Annotated in this window: 22 protein-coding genes; 12 read left to right on the forward strand and 10 right to left on the reverse strand. The window is 74.1% G+C overall.

All coding sequences use genetic code 11. The features are described from left to right. Positions 1 to 61: 61 nt before the first annotated feature. Together CUD01_RS13880 and CUD01_RS13885 are read right to left on the reverse strand one after the other, a co-directional pair. Positions 62 to 1,813, reverse strand: a complete 1,752-nt coding sequence (locus tag CUD01_RS13880) for a YcaO-like family protein (RefSeq protein ID WP_141321927.1) — start codon at positions 1,811 to 1,813, stop codon at positions 62 to 64. Next, positions 1,804 to 3,555: a hypothetical protein gene (locus CUD01_RS13885; protein WP_141321929.1), complete on the reverse strand. Its 1,752-nt coding sequence runs from the start codon at positions 3,553 to 3,555 to the stop codon at positions 1,804 to 1,806. The genes CUD01_RS13880 and CUD01_RS13885 overlap by 10 nt, the downstream gene beginning before the upstream one ends. A gap of 300 nt (positions 3,556 to 3,855) precedes the next feature. On the opposite strand from CUD01_RS13885, the gene CUD01_RS13890 reads away from it, so the two are divergent. After that, positions 3,856 to 4,761, forward strand: a complete 906-nt coding sequence (locus tag CUD01_RS13890; protein ID WP_141321932.1) for an AfsA-related hotdog domain-containing protein — start codon at positions 3,856 to 3,858, stop codon at positions 4,759 to 4,761. A 116-nt stretch (positions 4,762 to 4,877) separates the two neighbouring features. Here the strand turns inward: CUD01_RS13890 and CUD01_RS13895 are convergent, their stop codons facing one another. Both CUD01_RS13895 and CUD01_RS13900 read right to left on the reverse strand, forming a co-directional pair. Further along, positions 4,878 to 5,504 (reverse strand): ScbR family autoregulator-binding transcription factor, encoded by a 627-nt coding sequence (locus CUD01_RS13895; protein WP_166772061.1) that lies wholly within the window; start codon positions 5,502 to 5,504, stop codon positions 4,878 to 4,880. A gap of 134 nt (positions 5,505 to 5,638) precedes the next feature. Beyond that, positions 5,639 to 6,217 (reverse strand): hypothetical protein, encoded by a 579-nt coding sequence (locus CUD01_RS13900; RefSeq protein ID WP_094181412.1) that lies wholly within the window; start codon positions 6,215 to 6,217, stop codon positions 5,639 to 5,641. A 278-nt stretch (positions 6,218 to 6,495) separates the two neighbouring features. On the opposite strand from CUD01_RS13900, the gene CUD01_RS13905 reads away from it, so the two are divergent. The 8 genes from CUD01_RS13905 (at position 6,496) to pknB (ending at position 15,985) form a co-directional block, all read left to right on the forward strand. Next, the gene (locus CUD01_RS13905) at positions 6,496 to 6,681 is read left to right on the forward strand and encodes an Rv0909 family putative TA system antitoxin (RefSeq protein ID WP_094181413.1); all 186 of its coding nucleotides are present in this window, start codon (positions 6,496 to 6,498) and stop codon (positions 6,679 to 6,681) included. A 169-nt stretch (positions 6,682 to 6,850) separates the two neighbouring features. Further along, positions 6,851 to 7,558 carry an FHA domain-containing protein gene (locus tag CUD01_RS13910; protein ID WP_094181414.1) on the forward strand — a complete coding sequence of 236 codons (708 nt, stop codon included), beginning with the start codon at positions 6,851 to 6,853 and terminating at the stop codon, positions 7,556 to 7,558. 21 nt (positions 7,559 to 7,579) lie between these two features. Then, positions 7,580 to 8,140, forward strand: coding sequence for an FHA domain-containing protein FhaB/FipA (locus tag CUD01_RS13915; RefSeq protein ID WP_094181415.1), 561 nt, complete (start codon positions 7,580 to 7,582; stop codon positions 8,138 to 8,140). 5 nt (positions 8,141 to 8,145) lie between these two features. Continuing rightward, the gene (locus CUD01_RS13920) at positions 8,146 to 9,636 is read left to right on the forward strand and encodes a PP2C family protein-serine/threonine phosphatase (RefSeq protein ID WP_141321937.1); all 1,491 of its coding nucleotides are present in this window, start codon (positions 8,146 to 8,148) and stop codon (positions 9,634 to 9,636) included. Positions 9,637 to 9,641: 5 nt separating this feature from the next. Beyond that, positions 9,642 to 11,144 carry an FtsW/RodA/SpoVE family cell cycle protein gene (locus CUD01_RS13925; protein ID WP_094182389.1) on the forward strand — a complete coding sequence of 501 codons (1,503 nt, stop codon included), beginning with the start codon at positions 9,642 to 9,644 and terminating at the stop codon, positions 11,142 to 11,144. Then, on the forward strand, positions 11,141 to 12,592 hold the full coding sequence (locus tag CUD01_RS13930) for a peptidoglycan D,D-transpeptidase FtsI family protein (protein WP_141321940.1): 1,452 nt from the start codon (positions 11,141 to 11,143) through the stop codon (positions 12,590 to 12,592). The genes CUD01_RS13925 and CUD01_RS13930 overlap by 4 nt, the downstream gene beginning before the upstream one ends. A 10-nt stretch (positions 12,593 to 12,602) precedes the next feature. Beyond that, positions 12,603 to 13,934 carry a serine/threonine-protein kinase gene (locus CUD01_RS13935; RefSeq protein ID WP_141321943.1) on the forward strand — a complete coding sequence of 444 codons (1,332 nt, stop codon included), beginning with the start codon at positions 12,603 to 12,605 and terminating at the stop codon, positions 13,932 to 13,934. Further along, positions 13,934 to 15,985 carry a Stk1 family PASTA domain-containing Ser/Thr kinase gene (gene pknB / locus CUD01_RS13940; protein WP_141321946.1) on the forward strand — a complete coding sequence of 684 codons (2,052 nt, stop codon included), beginning with the start codon at positions 13,934 to 13,936 and terminating at the stop codon, positions 15,983 to 15,985. The genes CUD01_RS13935 and pknB overlap by 1 nt, the downstream gene beginning before the upstream one ends. A 57-nt stretch (positions 15,986 to 16,042) precedes the next feature. On the opposite strand, the gene CUD01_RS13945 is transcribed toward pknB, so the two are convergent. The 4 genes from CUD01_RS13945 to CUD01_RS13955 are packed head-to-tail and all read right to left on the reverse strand — an operon-like array spanning position 16,043 to position 18,528. After that, entirely contained in the window at positions 16,043 to 16,666 is a 624-nt protein-coding gene (locus CUD01_RS13945) for an aminodeoxychorismate/anthranilate synthase component II (RefSeq protein WP_141321960.1), read from the reverse strand. Between the two features lie 2 nt (positions 16,667 to 16,668). Then, positions 16,669 to 16,827 (reverse strand): hypothetical protein, encoded by a 159-nt coding sequence (locus CUD01_RS16640; RefSeq protein ID WP_166772060.1) that lies wholly within the window; start codon positions 16,825 to 16,827, stop codon positions 16,669 to 16,671. 37 nt (positions 16,828 to 16,864) lie between these two features. Next, positions 16,865 to 17,656 carry a class E sortase gene (locus tag CUD01_RS13950; protein WP_094181420.1) on the reverse strand — a complete coding sequence of 264 codons (792 nt, stop codon included), beginning with the start codon at positions 17,654 to 17,656 and terminating at the stop codon, positions 16,865 to 16,867. After that, positions 17,653 to 18,528 (reverse strand): DUF881 domain-containing protein, encoded by an 876-nt coding sequence (locus CUD01_RS13955; RefSeq protein ID WP_141321948.1) that lies wholly within the window; start codon positions 18,526 to 18,528, stop codon positions 17,653 to 17,655. Before CUD01_RS13955 ends, CUD01_RS13950 begins: the two co-directional genes overlap by 4 nt. 260 nt (positions 18,529 to 18,788) lie before the next feature. Between CUD01_RS13955 and CUD01_RS13960 the strand changes: the two genes are divergently transcribed. After that, a complete protein-coding gene (locus tag CUD01_RS13960; protein WP_094182391.1) occupies positions 18,789 to 19,043 on the forward strand; it encodes a cell division protein CrgA in 255 nt (84 codons plus the stop codon). A gap of 197 nt (positions 19,044 to 19,240) precedes the next feature. Here the strand turns inward: CUD01_RS13960 and CUD01_RS13965 are convergent, their stop codons facing one another. Together CUD01_RS13965 and CUD01_RS13970 are read right to left on the reverse strand one after the other, a co-directional pair. Then, positions 19,241 to 20,155, reverse strand: coding sequence for a rhomboid family intramembrane serine protease (locus tag CUD01_RS13965; RefSeq protein WP_166772080.1), 915 nt, complete (start codon positions 20,153 to 20,155; stop codon positions 19,241 to 19,243). After that, positions 20,152 to 20,691 (reverse strand): peptidylprolyl isomerase, encoded by a 540-nt coding sequence (locus tag CUD01_RS13970; protein ID WP_094181423.1) that lies wholly within the window; start codon positions 20,689 to 20,691, stop codon positions 20,152 to 20,154. Before CUD01_RS13970 ends, CUD01_RS13965 begins: the two co-directional genes overlap by 4 nt. A 99-nt stretch (positions 20,692 to 20,790) precedes the next feature. On the opposite strand from CUD01_RS13970, the gene CUD01_RS13975 reads away from it, so the two are divergent. Then, positions 20,791 to 21,705 carry a hypothetical protein gene (locus tag CUD01_RS13975; protein ID WP_141321954.1) on the forward strand — a complete coding sequence of 305 codons (915 nt, stop codon included), beginning with the start codon at positions 20,791 to 20,793 and terminating at the stop codon, positions 21,703 to 21,705. Between the two features lie 232 nt (positions 21,706 to 21,937). Continuing rightward, positions 21,938 to 24,838 carry a glycoside hydrolase family 9 protein gene (locus CUD01_RS13980; RefSeq protein WP_141321957.1) on the forward strand — a complete coding sequence of 967 codons (2,901 nt, stop codon included), beginning with the start codon at positions 21,938 to 21,940 and terminating at the stop codon, positions 24,836 to 24,838. Positions 24,839 to 24,889: the final 51 nt, after the last annotated feature.

The raw sequence follows: 24,889 nt of genomic DNA on the forward strand, positions 1-24,889 counted from the left end.
CGCTCGCTCGCCCCCCTGCGACGAGCGAGCGCACGAGCCGGTCCGAGGTACGGCAGCGGGCTCACGGGAACGGGTGCGGGGCCGGGTGTGGTCGAGGGTCGTCGTCCCACGGCTGTGCTCCCTCCAGGATCGCGGCGCCCCGCGCGAGGCGCGGGATGCCCAGGACGCGACGGTTGCGGTGCCCGTAGGTCAGCGGCACCGTGCCCGGGACCAGCACCTTCACGGCGTGCACGCCGAGCCCGTCCAGCAGCTCGGGCGCGCTCTGGTCGACCACGAGGACGTCGAGCTGCAGCGCGTGCGCACGCTCCAGCAGCAGGCGCAGCGTGTGCGCGACGTCCCCGGTCGGCAGCGCGTGCCGCACGTGGTGCTCGGCCTCGGCGACCGCGCCGGCGGGCTCGTCGAGGAAGCGCCACAGGTGGCGCGCCTCCCACAGCGCGTACAGCCCGGCGTGGTCCTCCCGCGTGCGCACCAGGTCGAGGTCGTCGAGCATCGCGCGGCGCCGCTCCGCGGCCGACGGGCTGTGCTCCCGCAGCCGCGTCACGCACCGCTCGACCGCGACCCGCACCGCGGTGCGCCCGTCCGGGCCCACCGCCGAGGCGACCGCCAGCGCGGGCGCGCGGCCGGAGCGCACCGCCTGCTCGTCGGCCGTGACGACCGCCAGCGCGGCCGGGACCCGCAGGTCGGACGTGACGTCCAGGACCCGCAGCCGCAGGCCGCGCTGCGCGAGCTGGTCCCGCTGGACCGCGAGCGCACCGCCCGCGGCGGGCACCACCTCGACCAGCCGGGCGCGGGTGTACCAGGCGAGCAGCGCCGCGTCGCGCTCGACGACCTCGAGCAGCCCGTGCAGCACGGCCTCCTCGCGCGTCGCGCCGACCGCGCAGCCGTTCGACGTCGCGTGCAGGAACCGCGCACCCACGCCCTGCTCGGACGCGTACGCGACGTGCTCGGGCACCAGGACCGCGCGGTCCTCGCGCGTCGAGCGCGCCCACACCCAGCTCGTCGTGCGCCCGCGCGCGAACGGCTCGTACGCCGGCCCGGGCCCGACGACCTCGTGCTCACCGAGCCGCCGCGGGTCGAGCGCGTGCGCCGCGACCTCGTCGAACGCGGCGACGACGACCGGCACGGCCGGCCTGCGGTACCCGCCGAGCGCACGCTCGAGGCTCTCGAGCACCGCGGGCACCTCGCTGTCCGCGTAGGACACGGCCCGCCCGTAGCCCGTCTCGAACCGCGCGCGGCCCGGGACGACGGCGGTCGCCGACACGCGCGCGAACGGCGACTCCTCGTCGCGCTGCACGTGCGTGACGGGGCCGAACCGGGGGTCCATGAGGTGCGTGCGCAACGTCTCGCGCGTCGCGGCGCGCGTGCGCAGCGGTGCGGCGAGCGCGGGCTGCGGCGTCCGCAGGTCGAGCGCCTCCGGCGGGCCGGGCGGCTGCGCGCACACCACGCACGCGGGATGCGTCAGGAAGTGGTGCACGGTGAGCTGGCCCGTACCGCGGTCGAGCGCGAGGACCGCACGCCGCCACACCGCGGGCTCGTCGCCCAGGACGCGCGCGACCATCGCGCGCACGACGCGCGACCAGTCCAGCCCCACGGGGCAGGGAGGGCCGCCCGCGGTGCCCGGCGACACGTCGGTCCACCAGGCGAGCGCGCAGTCCGCGCACCCGCCCTGCCCGTCCGGCACGACGAGCGGGCCGACGAGAACGTGGCTCCCGTGCGCCCGCACCGCGAGCGACCCTCCGGCGGCGGTGAGCCGCGCTCGCCCCTGCGCGAGCGCGACAGCGACGGCGTCCGCGACGTCGCTCGTCACGTCCATGACGCCACCGCCGCGTGCACGCCGACGCCCCCCCAGCCGTCGGCGTGGTCCGGTTCGACGAGCTGCACCGCGCCCGCCGCGACCGCCGCCCGCGCCCACGCGTCGACCTCGGTGCGCACGGACGCCGTGCGCGTGTCGAGCACGTCGAGCACGGGGTCGGTCGGCACGAGCGTGACCTGCGACTCGTGCCACTGCACGCGCCCCACCGCGCGCAGCAGCGCACCGGCCGCTGCGGCGGCCGGGCTCGTCGCGACCGCACGCCCGAGCAGGTCGCCGTCCGCGTCCCGCACGTCGACACGGCACAGCCCGGTCCCCGACACGGCGAGCCCCACGGCCGCGCGCTTCCCGAGCCGACGCGTGAGCGAGGTGTGCAGCCGGTGCGCCTGCGCGTCGAGCCGTGTGCGGTCGAGCGGCGCGGGCCGCCAGCCCAGGTCCGAGCGCTCGACGAGCCGCGCGACCGCGTCGGCGCGTGCGGCCGTGGCGGCGACCCCGAGCCCGAGGCTGCCCGCGCGGTGCACCGCGGGTCCCGTCGCGACGCGCAGCGCGTCGAGCACCACGTCCACGCGTGCGGCTGCCGTCGTCGTGCCGATGCCGCCGAGCGTGCGTCCCTCGTCGTCGACGAGCGCCGCGAGCCCCACGGGGGCCTGCGGCAGGTCGAGCGGGAGCGGCTCGCCGACGACGCCGAGCACCGGGTCCCACACGGGCTCGAGCCGGGCGAGCGCGACGGGGTCCGCGACGACGTCCCGCACGGCCCACGCGTCGACGTCCAGGACGCGGCCGTCGCGGCCCAGGCGCGGGAGCGCGACGTGCGGGTGCCGCTCGCTGACGAGCCCGCTCGTCGTCACCAGGTAGTGCGCCGCGGGTGCGGGCGGCGCGGGCTCCACCTCGCGTGCGCTCGAGTCGAGGGCCGCGAGCGCGAGCTGCGCGCCGACGAGCTCCGCGAGCAGCGTCTCCGGGACGGACGGCACCGGTGCGCCCCCGGCGTCCGCCGTGCCCGTGCGCACGCCCGTGTCGGTGCCTGGACGGGTGCCTGTCTCGATGCCGGTCGCGATGCCCGTCCCCGTACCCGTTCCCGTACCCGCCGTGGTGTCCGGCTCGACGACCGGCTCGGGGGCGCTGCCGCGCGCGACGCGCGCGAGCACGGCCGCCTCGAGCTCGGCGTCCGCGTCCCGGTCGCACGGGCCGACGACGACGGTGCGTGCGTCGCCCGCGGCGAACGCGACCGGCCGCCACGTGAGGTCCGCGGCCTGCCGCTCGACCCGGGCGAGCGCGCGCGCCGCGGGCTCACGCTGCTCGACGACGCGGGCGTACCCCGCGGCGTTGAGGTGCGCCACGACGCTCCGGACGACGGGCCCCGAGCCCCGCACGCGCAGCGTCGTCGTGGCCACCAGCCGGGCGGCGGCCGCGGGCCGGCGCGTCACGGTCTCGAGGTGGTCGAGCGCGGGCAACGGCTCGGTCGCCGCCTCGACCTCGCGCAGCAGGTGGTGCTCGTCGAGCCGCGCGAGGATCCGTGCGACGACGGCGCGCCCGTGCTCGGGCACCGCCGCGAGCAGCCGGTCGGGGCGCACGCCCGCGCGGAGCACGGGCTCGATCGCGGTCCACAACGCCTGCTCGTCGGCGCCGTCGACGATCACCGCGCTCTCACCCGCGCTGACGGCGATGCGGCCGTCGAGCTCACGCGAGCGGGTGCCGCTGCGCAGCCGCACCTCCCCCCGCGGGTCTCGCGTGGCGATCGTGTCCATCTGCTCCCTCTCGACCGTCCGGGCGCCCGCCCGACGGTCGTCGGCCGGCACCGGGCGTGGGCCCGCACCCCCGCCGCCGCCGGGTGACCTGCCGGTGGTCACCCGGCGGCGAGTGCGAAACAAACCGAACGTCCGGCTTAGTTCAGGATGCACCGCCCGGCCGCACGGCGTCAACGGGTAAGACCAAGGCGGCTGCCGTGACAAACGAAACCGACCGCCCGTCTTGTTATGACCGTCGCCGGGGTCTAGCGTTCACTTGCACGGGAGGGCGTGCCGGACGCCCGAGACGTGGAGGCAGCCATGCAGCGCAGCACCTTCGACCAGCGGTACGTCCACAAGCTCGACCCGTGGGCGATGCTCGTCACCGACGTGACGGGACCGGGCGACGACGCCCGGCTCGACCCGCAGACCGTGTGGGACGTCGACGTGGTGCTCCCGCTGGGCATCCCGCACCCCGTGTACGCACACCAGAGCGCGGTGCTGCTCGCGCTCGAGGGGTTCCGGCAGGCGGGCACCGCGCTCGCGCACGTCGCGGGCGGCGTGCCGCTCGGGTTCGCGTTCATCGCGTCGCGCGTCGCGATGAGCTGGGTGGTCGACCCGACCGCGTTCGTCGGCGACGTCCCCGCGCGCTTCAGGTTCCTCACGCGCTCCGCGGACCACCGCCGCGGCACGCTCGTGCGGCACGTGTTCGACGCCGAGGTCACGATCGACGGCGAGCTCGTCGCGCACGCGTCGGGCGACCTGCAGTGCGTCGACCCGCGCGTGCACGCACGCCTGCGGGGCGGCGCACCCGCGTGGCAGGACGTCGAGCACCGTCACGACCCCGCCGCGCTGGGCGACGTGCGCACGACGACGGACGCGCTCGAGGCCTGGCTCGGCTGGGAGGCCGACGACCGCATGGTCTTCGACCACGGCGTGGACCACGTGCCGGCGATGCACCTGGCGCGCGCGGCCATGACCGCGCACCACCTGCTCACCGCCGCAGAGAACGTCACCGCGATCGACGTGCGGTGCACGCGGTACGTCGAGCTCGACACCGTCGCGGACGTGCGCGCCGTGCGGGACGGCTCGACGACCCGGACCGAGGTGCTGCAGGGGGGCACCCCGGCCGCGGTCATCACGTGCGCGAGCGGGACGCTCCCGGCCGACGAGCCGGGCGAGGCGTCCAGCCGCACCGACGAACCCGTGCGGGACGCACTCGTCTAGCCCTCACCGACGACCGGGCTCACCGACGACCGGGCTCACCGACGACCGGGCTCACCGACGACCGGGCCCACGGACGACCCGGCTCACCGACGACCGGGTGCGGTGCGCCCGCCCGGTCAGGCCCGCTGCAGGATGTCCGGGATCACGTGCTCGCGGCCGGGCGCGACGATGCCCGGCAGGAGCACGGTCCACATCTCGTGGAGCCGGTCCATGAGGTCCTCGAGCCGCGTGGACGCGAACGACGCGGTCTGGACGCCCGTGAACGCCGCGACGAGGAACCGGGACAGCACCTCGGGGTCGATCGTGTCGCGCACGTCGCCCTGCGCGATGGCGTGGCTGATGACGGCGGAGGTGGGCGCCGCCCACGCGTCGTACGTGGGGCCGCGGTCGTCGCCGCCCTCCGGGACCTCGACCGCGAGCCGCATGGCCGCGAGCGCCACGACGTCGTCGCGCATGAGGTCGCCGAGCGCGTGGACCATGGAGACGAGGATCGCGAGCGCGGACAGGTCGCTCGAGGCGAACTTGTCCTGCAGCTCGTCGTTGAGCTCGCGCTGCCGGTCGATCACGGCCTGCGCGAGCAGCTCCTTGGAGCGGAAGTGGAAGTACATCGCGCCCTTGGTCGCGCCCGCGCGCTGCGCGATGTCCGCGATGCTCGCGCCGGCGAACCCGTGCTCGATGAACTCGGCCGCGGCCGCCTCGACGATCGCATTCCTGGTCGCCACCGCGCGCGCCTGCTGCGCCACGTCGCCCTCCCTGCTGTCGGTGCAGCGGCAATATACCCGCGCAACCGGACAAAGCATACCGGCCATCCGTCTTTTTTTAGGCGAACGGCGGGACGATCCTCGCAGGAAGAACCGAAAGACGAGACACGTGTCCGTCAGGCGACCGACGGGGTCCGAGCGCGTGTCACCCCGGCGACCGCCGCGGCGAGCCCGATCCGGGGCGCCAGGCCGTCGACCTGGACCACCGCGGCCGGGCCGTGGGCGCGGTACAGCTCGACGAGCGAGCGCAGCTCGTCGCGGCCGCCGAACGGGCACGTCAGCTCGAGCAGCGTCGTCGGGCCGTCGTGCACGACGTACGTGACCTCGGAGTCGAACCCGAACGACGGGGACACCCGGAACCGCACCGACCCCACCTCGACGGGTGCGGGCAGCACCCGGCCGCGCACGTGCGAGATGCCCAGCAGCGCCGTCAGGCCGCGCCGCTCGTCGTCGGGCAGGCCCTCGCACGCGTCGAGCGCGTCCATGTCGACCAGCACCACGCAGCCGGTGCCCGGCTCGTCGTCCTCGTCGTGCGCGCCCGGGTGCCACGAGCAGTCCACCTCGAGCGTGAGGAACCCGTCGTGAGCGCTGTACGCGGTGCGCACCGTCTCCATCCGCTCCTCGAGCGGGAGCCCCCGCAGGGGGTTGCGACGGGAGGTGGTCACGGCACCGCACGAGCACGAGATGGTCACCATGCCCCCAGCGTGGACCCCACCACCCACACGGGCCACCGTCCACGCCGGGCCCACGCGGATCCGCACGGTGCCGCACCGTGCCGCACGGTGCCGCGCGGTGTCGCCCCAGCCCGTCACGCCCGGGTTCGTGGCGGTTCGGGTGCGCCGAACGTGCGGCGGGACGAGACTGACCGTGCGGCGGTCCTACCCACGGACGCGTCGGGCCACCAGAGTGGGGGCAGGACGCGCGCCTCGTCGGGCGCGCGTCGACGTGAAGGTCGACGTGAAGGAGGCGTGACATGGGTCTCGACGACCTGGTCTCGAAGGCGAAGGGCGCCCTCGAGGGCCACGAGGAGCAGGCGAAGGCCGCGCTCGACAAGGCCGCGGACGTGGTCAAGTCGCGCACCGACGACAACGCCGACAAGACCGTCGACGACGTCGTGGACAAGGCCAAGGAGTTCCTCGACGAGCAGAAGCGGTCCTGACCCGTCCGGGTGTGCGCGCACCGTCGCGCCGGGCGCCGTCGCGGGTCCGTCCCGCACGGCGCCGACGTGCGACGACGGGGCGCGGATACCATCGAGGCGGACCGACGCCGATCGCCACGAGAGCGGTCGGGTCGCCGAGCGTGCCGAGTGAGCCGGGAGGAGGTGGGTGTTGGGTTTCCTCGACCGATTCGAGAACGGGGTCGAACGAGCCGTGAACAACGTGTTCGCGAAGACGTTCCGCAGCGAGCTCAAGCCCGTCGACATGGCCAGCCGGCTGCGCCGGGAGGTCGACGAGCGCGCCGCCGTCGTCGGGCGCGACCGCACCGTCGTGCCGAACGAGTTCACGATCGAGCTCTCCACCCCGGACTACGACCAGGTGGAGGCCTGGGGTGCGGAGACGCTCGCCGACGAGTTCGCGGCGAACGTGACCGACTACGCCGCGGGTCAGCGCTACGCGTTCGTCGGCCCGGTGACCGTGAGCTTCGCGGAGAACACCGAGCTCGAGGCCGGTCGCTTCGAGGTGCACTCGGCGACCGTGCGCGGCGCCGTCGCGCCCGCGACGAGCGCCGCACCGAGCCCGCGCCACCCGCTGCTCGACATCGACGGCCAGCGCTACCTGCTCACCGGCCCCGTCACGGTCATCGGCCGTGGCTCGGAGGCCGACATCATCGTCGACGACCCCGGCGTCTCCCGCCGGCACCTCGAGATCCGGGTGGGCCCCGACTCGGTCGTCGCGACCGACATGGGCTCGACCAACGGGCTGTTCGTCGAGGGCCACAAGGTCCCCGCGGCGACGCTGCTCGACGGCAACACCCTGACCATCGGCCGCACGCGGATCCTGTTCTGGACGGGTGGCGACCAGGACGTCGACGAGTGACCGGCCGGTGACGCCCACACGATGAGCGAGCTGACCATCACCCTGCTGCGGCTGGGCTACCTGGCCCTGCTGTGGGTCCTCGTGCTCTCGTCCATCGCCGTGCTGCGCCGCGACCTGTACGGCACCCGCATCACCAAGCGCCGCTCGCGCACGGGCGCGCCGGCCCCGGTGCCGGCCGCCGCCGGCCCGGCCGTCGCGACCACGGGCCCGCCGACCGCGCCCACGCCCGTGACCGCGCCGCGCTCGGCGCGCGGCCAGCGCGCGCAGCGCGGAGCCCAGCGCGGCGCTCGCCTCGTCGTGACGCAGGGACCGCTCACCGGGACGATCCTGCCCCTGACGCAGTCGGCGGTCGTCGTCGGGCGTGCGCCCGGCTGCACGCTCGTGCTCGAGGACGACTACTCGTCGTCGCGCCACGCGCGGATCTTCCCGCAGGGCGGCGCCTGGTACGTCGAGGACATGGGCTCCACCAACGGGACGTTCGTGCACGACCAGTCGGGTGACCACAAGATCTCCGGCCCGACGCCGCTCACCCCCGGCCAGTCGGTCCGGGTGGGCCGCAGCGTGATCGAGCTGCAGGGGTAGGGCGGATGACGGTCGCGCTGCGCTACGCCGCCAGGTCCGACGTGGGACTCGTGCGGAGCAACAACCAGGACTCCGCGTACGCGGGCCCGCACCTGCTCATGGTCGCGGACGGCATGGGCGGCCACGCGGGCGGCGACGTCGCGTCGTCGGTCGCGGTGGCCACGTTCGCGCCGCTCGACGACGAGTCCCACGGGCCCGACGACGCGCTCGACGAGCTCGAGTCCGCGCTCGACGAGGCGCGTGAGGAGATCAAGGCCCGCTCGGGCGCCGAGCCCGAGCTCGCGGGCATGGGCACGACCGTCACGGCGATCCTGCGCGCGGGCAACAAGCTCGCGATGGTCCACCTGGGCGACTCGCGCGGCTACCTGCTGCGCGACGGCGTGCTCACCCAGGTCACCACCGACCACACGTTCGTGCAGCACCTGGTCGACATCGGCCGGATCACCCCGCAGGAGGCCGAGCACCACCCGCAGCGCTCGGTCGTCATGCGCGTGCTGGGCGACTTCGACACCGACCTCACGCCGGACCTGTCGGTGCGTGAGGCGCGCGCGGGGGACCGCTGGCTGCTGTGCTCCGACGGACTGTCGGGCTTCGTGAGCGCCGAGACGATCGAGACCACGATGCGCGAGCTCGGGGACATCGACTCGTGCGCGGACCGGCTCGTGCAGCTCGCGCTGCGCGGCGGTGGCGGTGACAACGTCACGGTCGTGATCGCCGACGTCGTCGAGCTCGACGACCTGCCCGACGGCGCGGCCCCCGGCACGGCCCCGCAGGTCGTCGGCGCGGCCGCCACGACGCGGGACGACCCGACGGTCGCGGCCGACGGGCCCGCGGCCCGCGCCGCGGGGCTCGCGCAGGCCGCGGCCCGCGCGCAGAAGGCGGGCCTGGCGGGCGCCCGGCCCGCGGACGACGACGCACCGGACGGGAGCGGCCCCGACGGCGACCCGGACGACGACGCGGACCTCGAGGACGCGGCGGACGACGCGCGTCCCGCCGCCGAGGACGACGACGAGGACGGCGACGAGCCAGCGCGCTCGCGCCGGACCCGCACGCTCGTCGCGGGAGCGGGGGTGCTCGCGGTCGTCGTGGCGCTCGTCGCCGGCGGTTACGCATGGACCCGCACGCAGTGGTTCGTGGGCGTGGACGGCGACGAGGTCGCGATCTTCCGGGGTGTGCCCGAGTCGCTCGGACCCGTGACGCTGTCGACGGTCGTCGAGCGCACCGGCATCGCGGTCGACGACATCGCGTCGCAGTACGTCCGCGAGCGCGTCGTGCAGACCATCCACGCCGACGACCGCGCGTCCGCCGGCACGCTCGTCGACGAGATCGTCCTGCTGGAGGACGCCGACGACGAGCCCGACCCGAGCACGACCGCCGAGCCGAGCCCGACGCGCACCCCCGACCCCACGCAGCCCGCGACCGACCCGACCGGCGAGCCGACTGCGACGTCCACGCGTCTCGCGACGCAGGCGGCCGGCGCCGGCGAGCAGGGGTGAGCGCGGTGGCCACCGTCGAGCCGCACCGCGTGCGCGCCGGACGGGGCGTCGAGCTCGGGCTCCTGGTGCTCGCGCTCGCGCTCGCCGTCGGCGCGTACGCGCTGGTCGGGCTGGGCACGTCCGACGAGGTCCCCGCCGACGTGCTGGGGTACGGCACGGGGCTGGCGGCGCTCGCCCTCGGGATGCACCTCGTGCTGCGCTGGCGCGCCCCGTTCGCGGACCCGGTGATCCTGCCGGTGACGGTCGCGCTGAACGGCATCGGGCTGGCGATGATCTACCGGATCGACGTCGCGTACGAGGGTGCGGGCAAGGACCACGGGTTCGCGGGCCGCCAGCTGCTGTGGACCACGATCTCGGTGGTGCTCGCCGCCGCCGTCCTGGTCTGCCTGCGCGACCACCGCACGCTGCGCCGCTACACCTACACCGCGATGGTCGTCGGTCTGGTGCTGCTCGGCCTGCCGCTGCTGCCGGTGCTGGGGACGTCGATCAACGGCGCGCGGATCTGGGTGAACGTGGGCTCGGTCGGCATGCAGCCCGCGGAGTTCGCCAAGCTCGCGCTGGCCGTGTTCTTCGCGGGGTACCTGGTGACGCACCGCGACACGCTCGCGCTGGCCGGCCCGCGGTTCGCGGGGCTGCAGCTGCCGCGCGCGCGGGACCTCGGCCCGATCCTCGTCGTGTGGGCCGGCTCGATCGCGGTGCTCGTGTTCGAGCGGGACCTCGGGACGTCGCTGCTGCTGTTCGGCCTGTTCGTCGCGATGCTGTACCTCGCGACCGAGCGCGTGAGCTGGGTCGTCATCGGTCTGCTGATGTTCGTCGGCGGCGCGGTGGTCGCGAGCAGCGTGTTCAGCCACGTCGCGGCACGGTTCGACGCGTGGCTGCACGCGATGGACCCGGAGATCTTCGACCGCCTGTACGGAGGCTCGGGCCAGCTCGTGCGCGGGCTGTTCGGCATGGCGAGCGGCGGTCTGTTCGGCACGGGCTGGGGCCAGGGCCGTCCCGACCTGGTGACGTACGCCGAGTCGGACTTCATCGTGCCGTCGCTCGGCGAGGAGCTGGGCCTGACGGGCCTGCTCGCGATCCTCATGCTGTACGTGGTGCTCACGCAGCGCGGCATGCGCGCCGCGGTCGGCGTGCGCGACGGGTTCGGCAAGCTGCTCGCGGGCGGTCTGGCGTTCGTCGTGGCGTGGCAGTGCTTCGTCGTCGTCGGCGGCGTCACGCGGCTCATCCCGCTGACGGGTCTGACGACGCCGTTCCTCGCGTACGGCGGCTCGAGCCTGCTCGCGAACTGGATCATCGTCGCCCTGCTGCTGCGCGTGTCCGACGACGCGCGTCGCCCCGCGCCGGCCGCGCGCGGCGTGCGTCCCGACGAGCCGCTGCCCGGCGAGGTCGAGGCGGGCCCGACGCGCGTGCCGGCCGCCTCCGCGACCCGTGCGCCGGGGACGGGCGCGGGCGTGGGTGCCGAGCCCGACGACGAGCACCCGACCGAGCGGATCGGGGGCCTGGCGTGAACACCCCCCTGCGCCACCTGGCGACCGTGATGCTCGTGATGTTCCTGGCCCTCATGGGCTCGGCCACGTGGGTGCAGTTCGTCCAGGCGCCCGACCTCAACGCGGACTCGCGCAACGTGCGCACGCTGTACCGCGAGTTCGGCAACGCGCGCGGGCCGATCGTCGTCGCGGGCGGCGCGGTCGCACGGTCGGTCAAGGTCGACGACCCGTTCGGCTACCAGCGCGAGTACACCGACGGCGAGCTGTACTCCGCCGTCACGGGGTTCTACTCGGTGGTGCACGGCAGCTCGCAGCTCGAGCGCGCCGCCAACGACCAGCTCACGGGCCGCGGCGACCAGCTGTTCTTCTCGCGCCTGCGGGACCTGGTCACCGGCCGCAAGCCCGAGGGCGCCGCCGTGGAGACGACGATCGTCGAGGCCGCGCAGCGGGCCGCGCTCGAGGGCCTGGGCGACCAGCAGGGAGCGGTGGTCGCGATCGAGCCGAGCACGGGCCGCATCCTGGCGATGGTCTCGACCCCGGGCTTCGACCCGAACGCGCTCGCGTCGCACGACGTGTCCGCCGCCAACACGGCCTACGCCGAGCTCGCGGCGGCCGACGGCAACCCGCTGCGCTCCAACGCGACCCTGGAGATCTACCCGCCGGGCTCGACGTTCAAGCTGGTCACGGCCGCGGCGGCGCTCGAGAGCGGCGAGTACGACGCGTCCAGCACGCTGCCCGCCCCGGTGCGGCTGGACCTGCCGCAGACGAGCGCGACGATCGGCAACTTCGGCGGCGGAGGGTGCGGCGCGAACCCGATCACGCTCGCCGACGCGCTGCGCGTGTCCTGCAACACGGCGTTCGCGCAGCTCGGCATGGACCTGGGGGACGACGCGCTGCGGGAGCAGGCCGAGCGGTTCGGGTTCGACGACGCCTCGCTCACGATCCCGATGTCCGTGACGGCGAGCCGGTTCCCCGCGGAGGCGAACGCGCCGCAGACCGCGCAGTCCGCGATCGGGCAGTTCGACGTCGCCGCGACCCCGCTGCAGATGGCGATGGTGTCCGCGGGCATCGCGAACGACGGCAAGGTCATGCGCCCGTACGTCGTCGAGCGGGTCCGGGCCGCGAACCTGTCGGTCGTGTCGCAGACGGAGCCCGAGGTGCTGTCGACGGCCGTCTCGCCCGGCACCGCGGCGCAGCTCACGGACATGATGGTCGGCGTCGTCGCGAACGGCTCGGGCACCTCCGCGCAGATCCCCGGGGTGCAGGTCGCGGGCAAGACCGGCACCGCGCAGACCTCCGACGACGCCGCGCCGCACGCGTGGTTCACCGCCTTCGCCCCGGCGGACGACCCGCAGGTGGCCGTCGCGGTCCTCGTCGAGCACGGCGGCTCCGCCGGTTCCGAGGCGACGGGCGGGCGGGTGGCCGCGCCGATCGCGAGGGCCGTCATCCAGGCGGTGCTCGGCTCATGAGGACGGCGTCATGAGGACCACGGCGGGCCAGGCGCTCGGCAACCGCTACCGGCTGGTGCGGCAGATCGCCGTCGGCGGCATGGGCGAGGTGTGGGAGGGGTACGACGAGTCGCTCGCGCGGCCCGTCGCGGTCAAGGTGCTCAAGGAGGAGTTCGCGGGGGACCAGGGCTTCCTCGAGCGGTTCCGCACCGAGGCGCGCAACTCCGCGGCGCTGTCGCACGCGAACATCGCGCAGCTGTTCGACTACGGCGAGCAGGACGGCTCGTCGTACCTGGTCATGGAGCTCGTCACCGGCGAGCCGCTGTCCGACCTGCTCGAGCGCGAGCCCGTGCTGCCCGTGCGTCGGCTCCTGCCGATCCTCGCCCAGACCGCGCGAGGGCTGCACGCCGCGCACGAGGCCGGGGTGGTGCACCGCGACGTGAAGCCGGGCAACATCCTGCTGGGCCGCGGCGGGCGCGTGAAGATCACCGACTTCGGCGTCTCGCTCGCGCGCAACCAGATGACCATGACGGCCACGGGCATGGTCATGGGCACCGCGCAGTACCTGTCGCCCGAGCAGGCCGTGGGGCGCCCGGCGACCCCGTTGTCGGACCTGTACTCGCTGGGGATCATCGCGTACGAGTCGCTCGTCGGGCACCGCCCGTTCACCGGCCCCACCGCGGTGGACATCGCGGTCGCGCACGTCAACACGCCCGTCCCGCCGCTGCCCAAGGCGGTCGACCCGAAGCTCGCCGACCTCGTCGTGCGCCTGCTGTCGAAGGACCCCGCGCAGCGGCCGACCTCGGGCGCCGCGCTCGCGCGCGAGCTCGACCGGCTGCTGCCGCGCACCCCCGCGGGCGGTGTGCCCGTGATCGTGTCCCGGCCCACCCCGCGGCCGCTCACGCCCCCGCGTGCGCCGACCCCCGTCGGCGTGCCGCCCGGCACCCCGCCACCGCCCGGCCCTGCCGCTCCCGGCACCGCGACGCCCGGCACCACCGCGCCCGCGGGGTCCGGCGCGCAGCCGCCCTCCTACCCCCCGCGGCGCGACCTGCGCCCGGACTCGGTGCCGCCGCGCCCACCGGCCCCCGGACGGGGCACGCTCCAGGGGTCCGGACCCCGGCTCGGCCGGTTCGGCCGGATGAGCTGGCCGCTGCTCGCGCTCGTCCTCCTGCTCGGCGCGCTGCTCGGCGCGGCGCTCGCCGGACAGCTCACCAAGGCGGACTCCGCACCCTCCGGTGCCGCTCTCGCCCGTATCGTGACCTGGACGTCCGTCGCTCAGGCCCCACCAGGTGGGATGATCGGCCCGGATGTCAGCCCTGCGCGCGTCGACCAGGGACCCCAGACGGAAGTGAAGGACGCCTAGTGGTGGACAGCGGACCCCGCCTCCTCGCCGGCCGGTACGAGGTCGGTGAGCTCATCGGCCGCGGCGGCATGGCCGAGGTGCACATCGGCCACGACACGCGGCTGGGCCGGACGGTCGCGATCAAGATCCTGCGCTCCGACCTGGCCCGCGACCCGTCGTTCCAGAACCGGTTCCGCCGCGAGGCGCAGGCCGCCGCCGCGCTGAACCACCCGGCGATCGTCGCCGTGTACGACACGGGCGAGGACATCGTCACCGAGCCGACGGGCGTCGTCGCGCACGTGCCGTTCATCGTCATGGAGTACGTCGAGGGTCACACGGTCCGCGACATCCTGCGTGACGGCTCCGCGGTGCCGATCGAGGAGGCCGTCGAGATCACGATCGGCGTGCTCTCCGCGCTCGAGTACTCGCACCACGCGGGCATCGTGCACCGCGACATCAAGCCCGCGAACGTCATGCTCACGCCCACGGGCGCGGTCAAGGTCATGGACTTCGGCATCGCGCGCGCCGTCGCCGACTCCGCGGCGACCATGACGGCCACGCAGGCCGTGATCGGCACCGCGCAGTACCTGTCGCCCGAGCAGGCGCGCGGCGAGCAGGTCGACGCGCGCTCCGACCTGTACTCCACGGGCTGCCTGCTGTTCGAGCTGCTCACGGGGCGGCCGCCGTTCACGGGCGACTCGCTCGTGTCGGTGGCGTACCAGCACGTGCGCGAGGCCGCGCCCGTGCCGAGCTCGTTCGCGTCCGACGTGCCCGAGTCGCTCGACCGCATCACCATGAAGGCGCTCACCAAGGACCGCGAGGCCCGCTACTCGAACGCCGCGGAGTTCCGCGCCGACCTCGAGGCCGTGCTGCGCGGCGGTGTCGTCAGCGCTCCCCCGGTCGGCATGGCCGCGGTGTCGGCCGTCCCGGCGACCGACGCCACGCAGGTGATGTCCCCGACCGCGACGACCATCGCCCCGACGCAGGCGTTCCCGCCCGCGACGCCCTGGGGCTCGACCGGCATCGGCAACGACCTCGCCGCGGCCGGCTCCGACGAGGACGACGACGAGAACAAGCGGCCCTGGCTCATCTGGGTGCTCGTGGGGATCGCCGTGCTCGCCGTCGCCGGGATCGTCGCGCTGCTCGTCGCCAACTCCGGCCCGGACGACCCGAAGACCGTGGCCGTGCCGACCGTCGTCGGGCTGACCGAGGACGAGGCCGTGGCCGCGCTCCAGGCCGCCGACCTGGTACCGGGCGAGCGCACCCAGGAGGGCTCGACCACGGTGCCCGCGGGCCAGGTCATCAGCTCGAACCCTGCCGAGGGCACCGAGGTGGAGCTCGAGAGCGTCGTCGACTACGTCGTGTCCTCCGGGCCCGACTCGGTCGAGGTCGAGGACGTCTCCGGGCGGACCGAGTCGCAGGCCGAGCAGGTCCTGGAGGGCCAGGGCCTGACGGTCAACGGGGACCGCAAGGAGGACAACAACCCGAACTTCCCCAAGGGCCAGGTCACCAAGACCGACCCGCCCGCGGGTGAGCAGGTCAAGGCGGGCAGCTCGGTGACGCTGTACGTCTCCACGGGCAACGTCGACCTGCCCGACCTCGTCGGCATGAGCGAGAAGGACGCGCTCGCCAAGCTCGCCGAGCTCAAGCTCGTCGCGACGGTCAACAAGGTCACGACGACCGAGCACGAGGCCGGCAAGGTGTTCGAGCAGGACCGTCCCGCGGGCCTGGTGCCGCAGGGCACGCAGGTGACCATCCAGGTCGCCGTCGCACCGGAGACGGCGCGCATCCCGGACAACATCAACGACATGACGTTCTCGGAGGCGACGCAGGCGCTCGGCGCGCTCGGCTTCTCGAACATCCGCCGCGAGGAGCAGGCGTCCGACGAGGAGCGCGACAGCGTCCTGTGGACCGAGCCGGGTCCGGGCACCGAGCTGCAGCTCGACGACCTGATCGTCATCTACGTCTCGTCCGGCCCGCCGGAGCAGACGCAGCAGCCGGACCCGGGCGACACGCAGTCGCCGGGTCCCGGCAACGGCGGCGGCAACAGCCGGGGCAGCAAGGACGGCTGACTCGCGGGGACCGGCCTCGGCAGTCGATGACGGGCCGGCCCGCACGCGGGCCCGGGGCTACAGGCGCACGAGCGGGTGCAGACCCGCTGACCGGGCGACGGCCTGCTCGTCGCCGCACAGCTCCAGCCAGTTCGCGAGCAGCCGGTGACCACCCTCCGTCAGCACCGACTCGGGGTGGAACTGGACGCCGTACAGCGGCAGCGTGCGGTGCTGCAGGCCCATGATCACGTCGCCCGTGCGCGCGGTGACCACGAGCTCGTCGGACACCGTCCCGTCGACCACCGCGAGCGAGTGGTAGCGCGTCGCGGTGAACGGGCTCGGCAGGTCCGCGAGCACGCCCACGCCGTCGTGCGTGACCTCGCTCGTCTTGCCGTGCATGAGCTCGGGCGCGTGCGTGACGGTCCCGCCGAACACCTCCCCGAGGGCCTGGTGCCCGAGGCACACACCCAGCATCGGGGTGCCGGTCGCGGCGCACTCGCGGATGACGTCCATGCTGCGGCCCGCCTCGGCAGGCGTCCCGGGCCCGGGCGACACGAGCACGCCGTCGAACCCGGTGCGCTCCTCGAGCGGCGGCACCGCGTCGTTGCGCACGACGACGGTCTCGGCGCCGAGCTGGTCGAGGTACCCGACGATCGTGTAGACGAACGAGTCGTAGTTGTCGATCACGAGGATCCGGGTCATCGTCACTCACCCACCGTGGTGTCGTTGAAGGGCATGTACGGCGCGACCGCCGGGAAGACCCACACGAAGCAGGCCGCGAGCACCGCCACCGCGAGCACCGCGAGCACCAGCACGCGCACCGCGGCCGGCCCGGGCAGGTGCCGCCAGAGCCATGCGTACATCATCGCCTCCCGTCGGCCGGCACGTCGCGGGCATTCATCATGCGTCCCCGAGCAGCTCGGCGGGCGTGCCGTCCGCGACCGGGGCCCAGTAGTCGAGCACGCCGTGCACCACGTACCGCTCACGCGCGGAGAACATCGGATGGCACGTCGTCAGGGTGATGAAGCGCTCGGTGGGCGACTCGCCGGGCCGGTCCGGCACGGGCGCGATGACCTCGGTCTGCGACGGGCGCACGACCTGCCACGACGTCACGCGGTACACGTACCAGGTGTCCGAGCCGGGGCCGCCGTCGACGGTCGCCGTGCGCACGACGAGCGCGTCACCCTCCCGCAGCTCCGCGATCCGGTTGAACGGCTTGGCGAACGTGGTGCGGTGCGCGGCGAGCGCGAGGTTGCCCACACCGCCCGGCATCGCGGTCCCCGGGTAGTGGCCGACGCCCAGGACGTCGAGCACGGTCGCCCGGTCGACACCCTCGCTCACGGGACGCTCCGGCTCGCCGTCCCAGCGCGGCACCTGGATCGTCGCGAACGTGGTGGCGTGCGGGACCTCGGCCATGACGGGCGGGTCGTCGCGCCGGGGGCTCGCGACGAGCGGTCCGCCGGGAGCGCTGGGCGCGGGCGTGGGCACCTCGACGCGCGGCAGCTCCCGGACCACCTCGGCCTGCGCCCGGTTGCCCTCGACGTCCGTCCACCACAGCTGCCAGACCAGGAACGCGAGGACGAGCACACCGGCGGTGATGAGCAGCTCGCCCAGCACGCCGAGCGCGCCGTACGCCACGCGCGCACCGCGCGAGGGTCGGCGACGTGCGCGGACATGGGTCGGTGTGGTCATCCGGGCGTGGGTCCCCCGCTCTCGGTCGCCGGGGTGCCGGACCCGTCGGTGCCGCCGGTGCCGCCGAGCGTCGTGACCCTCTGCTCGGCCACGGACGCGGCGGCCTCGTCGAGCCCGGGCAGCACCTCGGTGCCCTCGGGCACCGTCGCGTGCCGCAGGTCGGTGGGGCCGGAGTACGCGTCGATGAGCAGGTCGTCGTCGGCCTCGACCGACCAGCCGAGCCCGACCGACGCCGCGTCGGCGCGGTACGCGTTCACCTCGGGTGAGTCGGCGAGCGCGGCGCGCAGGAGGTCGGGGTCGCCCACGGCGCGGATGACGTAGGGCGGTGAGTACACCTGCCCCTGCAGGCGCAGCACGTTGCCGACGCAGCGGAACGCGCTGGTCGAGATGACCCGCTGGTCCATGAGCGACATCGCCTCGGCGCCGCCGGCCCACAGCGCGTTCATGACGGCCTGGATGTCCTGCTGGTGCACGACGAGCACGTCGGGGCTGATGTCCTCGAGGCCCGGCTGGTCCTGCGGGGCGTCGTCGAGCGTGACGGTGAGCCCGGGACCGGCGACGGGCAGGACGCCCGACTCGACGCGGAACGCGGTCGGCGGGTCGGCGATCTCGGTGCCCGCGGCGGCCGCGGCGGACTCGGTGAGCGCGTCCACCTGGCCGCGCAGCGCGTCGACCTCGGACGTGAGCCCCGCGACGCGGTCGACCTCGGCGATCGCGAGCTCGCGCAGGTCCTGGGGGTGGCGCTCGGCGTCGGACGCGCGCGCGAACTTGGCGTTCGCGGCGAACAGCGCACCGGACAGCGCGAGCACGATCGTCACCGAGGCGGTGCCGCGCGCGACGCGACGGTTCGCGCGGTGCGTGCGCTCGATCACGCGCTCCTCCCTCGGGCTGCGCCCCGGACGTCGCCGGGGCCGGCGTGCTGCTGGTGTCCTGCTGGCCGACGGTCCGCGCCGGCACGGTATTGTCGCCCACTACGCTAGGCGATGGTGCCGACCGTCCGGTCTCGGCCTGGTCTCGATCCCGGTCCCCCGTGGGCCGCCGAGCCCGGCCCCGTGCGCAGGCCCCGTCCGACCCCACCCGGTGGGGGTACGCATCCGCGGGTGCGTCCCTCGTCGCAGAGCAGGAGATCTCGGTGCCCGAGTCGAAGTCGCGCAAGAAGGCCACGTACACGCCGCCGCCGGCGAAGGCCGCGCCCAAGCCCAGCCCGCGCTGGTGGGTCCCCGTGATGCTGGGGCTGATGCTCGTGGGCCTGGTGTGGATCGTGACGTTCTACATCGCCCGCTCGACGAACGGCGCGGACCTCCCCCTGCCGATCGGGAGCTGGAACCTCGCGGTCGGCGCAGCGCTGATCATCGCCGGCTTCAGCATGACGACGCGCTGGCGCTGACGCGCGCCCCTGACGCCGCCGCACGCACGAGAGGCGCCGCCCCGGACCGGGGTCGGCGCCTCTCGCCGTCTCTCGTCGCGTCCTGACGACGGGTCCGGGACCACGCCCGTCATCCCCAGCGGTGGACACAGCTGTGGATAACTACACGTGTGTAGTTCCACCCGTGTGACTCGTCCGCAGGCGCGCCACGGCGGACGTCAGCCCTGGCCGAAGAACGCCGTCCACAGGACGTCACGCGGCAGTGTCCACAGCTCGCGGACCTCCGCCGGCGCCCGCCCGTACGCCCACGTCGTCACCGCGACGAGCAGCACGAGCGTCACCACGGGCAGCGCGACCGCGACGAGGCGGCGGCGGTCCCGGGGCGCGAACGCGTACCCGGCGGCGACGAGCGCGCCGACGACGAGCCCGCCCAGGTGCCCCTGCCAGGAGATCCCGGGCACCACGAAGCTGAACACCATGTTGACCGCGATGATCCCGAGGATGCTCTGCGCGGGGTGACCCGACCGCCACATGACGACGAACGCGGCCCCGAACAGCCCGAAGATCGCCCCGGACGCGCCCACCACCCCGCCGTACCAGCTCGACCAGCCGAGGGCGGCGGACAGCAGCACCACGACGGACCCGCCGAGCGCGCTCAGCAGGTAGAGCGTCACGTACCGCGCGCGGCCGAGCTGCACCTCGAGGTACGGGCCGACGGCCCACAGCGCGACCATGTTGAGCAGGATGTGGAAGAACGAGCCCTCGGAGTGCAGGAACGCGGCCGTGAGGAACCGCCACGGCTCCTCGTGGCCCCAGAAGGGCGAGTAGTACCAGCGGTTCGTGAAGTCGGGGGCCGTCCGTTGCGCGATGAACGCGACGACGCACACCGCGATGATCGTGAGCGTCACGACGGGCCGGATGCCCGGGCGGACCACGCCGCCGAACTGCGTGCGCGCGGTGCGCTGCGTCGACGCGGCGTCCCGCACGCAGTCGACGCACTGCACGCCGACCGCCGCGGGACGCTGGCAGTCGGGGCACACCGGCCGCCCGCACCGCTGGCACCGGACGTACGCGACGCGGTCCGGGTGGCGCGGGCAGACCGGTGGCTGCTCTGGCTGCTCGCTCAGCGTCAGTCCTCGATCTCGACCGACTCGATCACGACGTCCTGCACCGGGCGGTCACCGGGACGCGTGGGGCTCGTCGCGATCGCGTCGACCACGGCGCGGCTCGCGTCGTCGGCGACCTTGCCGAAGATCGTGTGCTTGCCGTTGAGCCACGTGGTCGGGGCCACCGAGATGAAGAACTGCGAGCCGTTGGTGCCGCCCACCTTGCCCGTGACCGGGTCGAGTCGCTTGCCGGCGTTCGCCATGGCCAGCAGGTAGGGCTCCGAGAAGCCGAGCTCCGGGTGGATCTCGTCGTCGAAGTTGTAGCCCGGGCCGCCGCGGCCCGTGCCGAGCGGGTCACCGCCCTGGATCATGAAGCCCTCGATGACGCGGTGGAACACCGTTCCCGCGTAGAGCGAGTCGGTGCGCTTGGCACCCGTCGCCGGGTCCGTCCACTCCTTGGTGCCCTTCGCCAGGCCGACGAAGTTCGCCACGGTCGTGGGTGCGTGGTTGGGGTAGAGCTCGATCCGGATGTCACCGGCCGTCGTGTGCAGGGTCGCGAACATGCGGCCAAGTCTGGCACGGCACTCGTCGCCGGTCCGCTGCACGCGCGGCCTCGCGGTGGCAGAGTGGGAGGTCAGCACCTGGACCCGTGGGGAGTGGACATGCCTTTGAAGAGCCGGCCCAACATCGAGGTCGACACCGAGCAGCTCAAGAAGCAGGCAGGTCTGGCAGCCGACCAGGCGAAGGCCGCGGCGGGCACGCTCAAGGACGCGAGCTCGACGGCGGCGTCGAAGGCCGCGGACGCGGCCGTCCTCGCCAAGGAGTGGACCGCGCCGCGCGTCGAGGCCTTCGTCGACTGGCTGCTGCCGCGCGTCGACCACCTGTACAAGGAGAGCGTGAAGGCCGCTGCACCCAAGGTCGAGCAGGCCGCCGAGAAGGTCTCCCCGGCCATCGACACCGCGCACGACAAGCTCGTGGACGAGGTCCTGCCACGGCTCGTGCAGGCCGTCAACGACGCCGCCGAGCGCGCGGGCGCGGCCGCGGAGAAGGCGGTCGACGCCGCGTCGGCGAAGGCGGCGGCCGGCGTCGCGAGCGCTGCGGCCGCCGCGGCGGCCAAGAAGGAGAAGAAGCACACCGGGGCCAAGGTGTTCTGGACCCTCCTGGGCCTCGTCGGTCTCGGCGCCGCGTTCGCCGCGTGGAAGCGGTCGCAGGACACCACCGACCCGTGGGCCGAGCCGTGGGAGCCGACCGACGCGCTCGGCTCGTCGAGTGCGCCCGCCGCGCACGGCGACACGCTCCGCGAGCGCACGGCCGACGCCGCGGGTGACGCCGCGGACGCGCTGGGCGAGGCGGCCGGTGCGGCCGTCGCCAAGGGCCGCGACGCCGCGAGCAAGGCCGGCCACAGCATCGCCGAGGCCAAGGAGGAGCTCGGGGAGAAGCTCTCCGAGGCCAAGGAGGAGCTGGGCGAGAAGCTCGGCGAGGCCAAGGACGCGGCGGCCGGCACGGCGCGCAAGGCGACGCGGCGCGCGGCACCGAAGAAGCCGACGACCGACGAGCCCGCCGGCGGCGAGGTGTGAGCCGCACCCGCTGAGGCTCGAGCCTGACGCACGAGCCCGACGCACGACTCCTCGGGGCCCGGCCACCGTCACGGTGCGCCGGGCCTCGTCGCGCGTGCGGGGGACGCTCGGCGATGAATCGTTTAGTTCGTTGTGGTGGTTCGTCCCCCGATCCGACGATTCGCCTGGCGTGTCGCACCGGGGCGACGTCTCGGCCGCGACCGCCAGTGTCCGCGCGTCGGGAAGAGGAGCCATGCGTCGCCGAACCCAGTCCCCCTATCCATCCCGCCGGGTCACCGGCACCCACCGCGGCCGCGGGCGCACCCGCCTCGCCGCCGGTCTGAGCCTCGCCGTCGCGGCGAGCGCGCTCGTCGTCCCCCTGGCGACGTCCGCGAGCGCCGCCCCCGCGTACAACTACGCGGAGGCCCTGCAGAAGTCGATGTTCTTCTACCAGGCCCAGGCGTCCGGCGACCTGCCGGCGAACTACCCCGTCTCCTGGCGCGGCGACTCCGGCATGTCGGACGGCTCCGACGTCGGCGTCGACCTCACGGGCGGCTGGTACGACGCGGGTGACCACGTGAAGTTCGGCTTCCCCATGGCCTTCACGACCACGATGCTCGCGTGGGGCGCCGTCGAGTCCCCCGCCGGCTACACCAAGTCGGGTCAGCTCGACGAGCTCAAGGGCAACCTGAAGTGGGTCAACGACTACTTCATCAAGGCCCACACCAAGCCCAACGAGCTGTACGTGCAGGTGGGCGGCGGCGAGGCCGACCACAAGTGGTGGGGCCCGGCCGAGGTCATGACGATGGCCCGCCCGGCGTACAAGATCACCGCGTCCTGCCCGGGCTCCGACGCCGCGGCCGAGACGGCCGCCGCGATGGCGTCGTCGTCGCTCGTCTTCGCGGACTCCGACCCGTCGTACGCGGCGACGCTCGTCACGCACGCCAAGCAGCTGTACTCGTTCGCGGACACGTACCGCGGCGCGTACTCCGACTGCGTCAAGGACGCGCAGGCGTACTACAAGTCGTGGTCGGGCTACCAGGACGAGCTCGTCTGGGGCGCGTACTGGCTGTACAAGGCCACGGGTGACGCGACGTACCTCGCCAAGGCGGAGGCCGAGTACGACAAGCTCGGCACCGAGAACCAGTCGACGACGAAGTCCTTCAAGTGGACCGTCGCGTGGGACAACAAGCAGTTCGCGACGTACGCGCTGCTCGCCATGGAGACCGGCAAGCAGAAGTACGTCGACGACGCGAACCGCTGGCTCGACTACTGGACCGTCGGCGCCGAGGGGCAGAGGATCGCCTACTCGCCGGGCGGCATGGCCGTGCTCGACTCGTGGGGCGCGCTGCGGTACGCCGCGAACACCTCGTTCGTCGCGCTCGTCTACTCCGACTGGATCACCGACTCGACGCGCAAGGCCCGCTACCAGGACTTCGGCGTCAAGCAGATCAACTACGCGCTGGGCGACAACCCGCGCAAGTCGTCGTACGTCGTGGGCTTCGGCACCAACCCGCCGACGATGCCGCACCACCGCACCGCGCACGGCTCGTGGCTCGACTCGATCACGACGCCCGCCGCCTCGCGGCACGTGCTGTACGGCGCGCTCGTCGGCGGCCCGTCCGCAGCCAACGACGCGTACAAGGACGACCGGCAGGACTACGTCGCCAACGAGGTCGCGACCGACTACAACGCCGGCTTCACCTCGGCGCTCGCCTACCTGGTGGACCGGTACGGCGGCACGGCGCTGACGAACTTCCCCGTGGCCGAGACGCCCGACGGTGACGAGATCTTCGTCGAGGCGCAGCTCAACCAGGCCCCCGGGAGCACGTTCACCGAGGTCAAGGCCATGATCCGCAACCAGTCGGCGTTCCCGGCGCGGTCGCTCGAGAACGGCAAGCTGCGCTACTGGTTCCGCACCGACGGCTTCGCCGCGTCCGACGTGACGCTCGCGGCCAACTACTCCGAGTGCGGTCCGCAGTCCGGCAAGGGCGTCTCCGCGGGCGGCGACCTGGCGTACGTCGAGCTGTCGTGCGTCGGCCAGAACATCCACCCGGGCGGCCAGTCGCAGCACCGCCGCGAGATCCAGTTCCGCCTCACCGGCCCGGCCGGGTGGGACGCGACCGACGACCCGTCGTTCACCGGCCTGACCCAGACGGGCCTCGCCAAGACGAAGAACATCACGATGTACGACGGCACCACGCTCATCTGGGGCACCGAGCCCACGGGCACCCAGGTGCCGGACGACACCACGGCACCCACGGCGCCCGGCCTGCCGGTCGCCTCGGCCGTGACGTCGACCAGCGCGACGCTCACCTGGCCCGCGTCGAGCGACGACACGGGCGTCGTGGGCTACGACGTCTACCGCGTCCAGGGCACGACGAGCACGCTCGTCGCCTCCCCGACGGCCGCGACGACGTCGCTCACGGGCCTGACCGCGGGCACGGCGTACACGTACTCCGTCAAGGCGCGTGACGCCGCGGGCAACGTCTCGGCGTCGTCGCCGTCGGTCACGTTCACGACGACGACCGCTCCGGCCGACACGACCGCACCGACCGTCCCGGGCACACCCGCGGCGACCGCGGTCACGACGACCGGCGCGCTGCTCACCTGGGCCGCGTCGACCGACGCCGGCTCCGGCGTCGCGAAGTACGAGGTGCTGCGGGTGTCCGGCACGACGAGCACGCTCGTCGGCTCGCCCACCACGCCGTCGTTCACGCTCACGGGGCTGACGCCCGACACCTCGTACTCGTACGCGGTGCGCGCGGTCGACGCCGCGGGCAACACGTCCGCCGCCTCCACGGCCGTCACGTTCCGGACGCTCGAGGAGACGACGACGCCCCCGGGCACGTGCAAGGTCACGTACACGCCCAACAGCTGGAACACCGGCTTCACCGCCTCGATCAAGGTCGCGAACACCGGCACGTCGCCCCTGACGTGGTCGCTCGCGTTCGACCTGACCGCGGGCCAGAAGCTGTCCAGCGGCTGGAGCGCGACGTGGGCGCAGTCGGGGACGACCGTGACCGCGACCGGGCAGTCGTGGAACGCGACGCTGGCCCCGGGCGCGAGCACCGAGATCGGCTTCCAGGGCACGCACAACGGCCAGAACCCGAGCCCGACGACGTTCACCGTCAACGGCACGGCCTGCAGCTGACGCTGCACCGCACCGGCGAGGGCCGGCACCCCACCACGGGTGCCGGCCCTC

The sequence above is a fragment of the Cellulomonas uda genome (genome assembly GCF_006538705.1).
In the GTDB taxonomy this organism is placed as follows: domain Bacteria; phylum Actinomycetota; class Actinomycetes; order Actinomycetales; family Cellulomonadaceae; genus Cellulomonas; species Cellulomonas uda.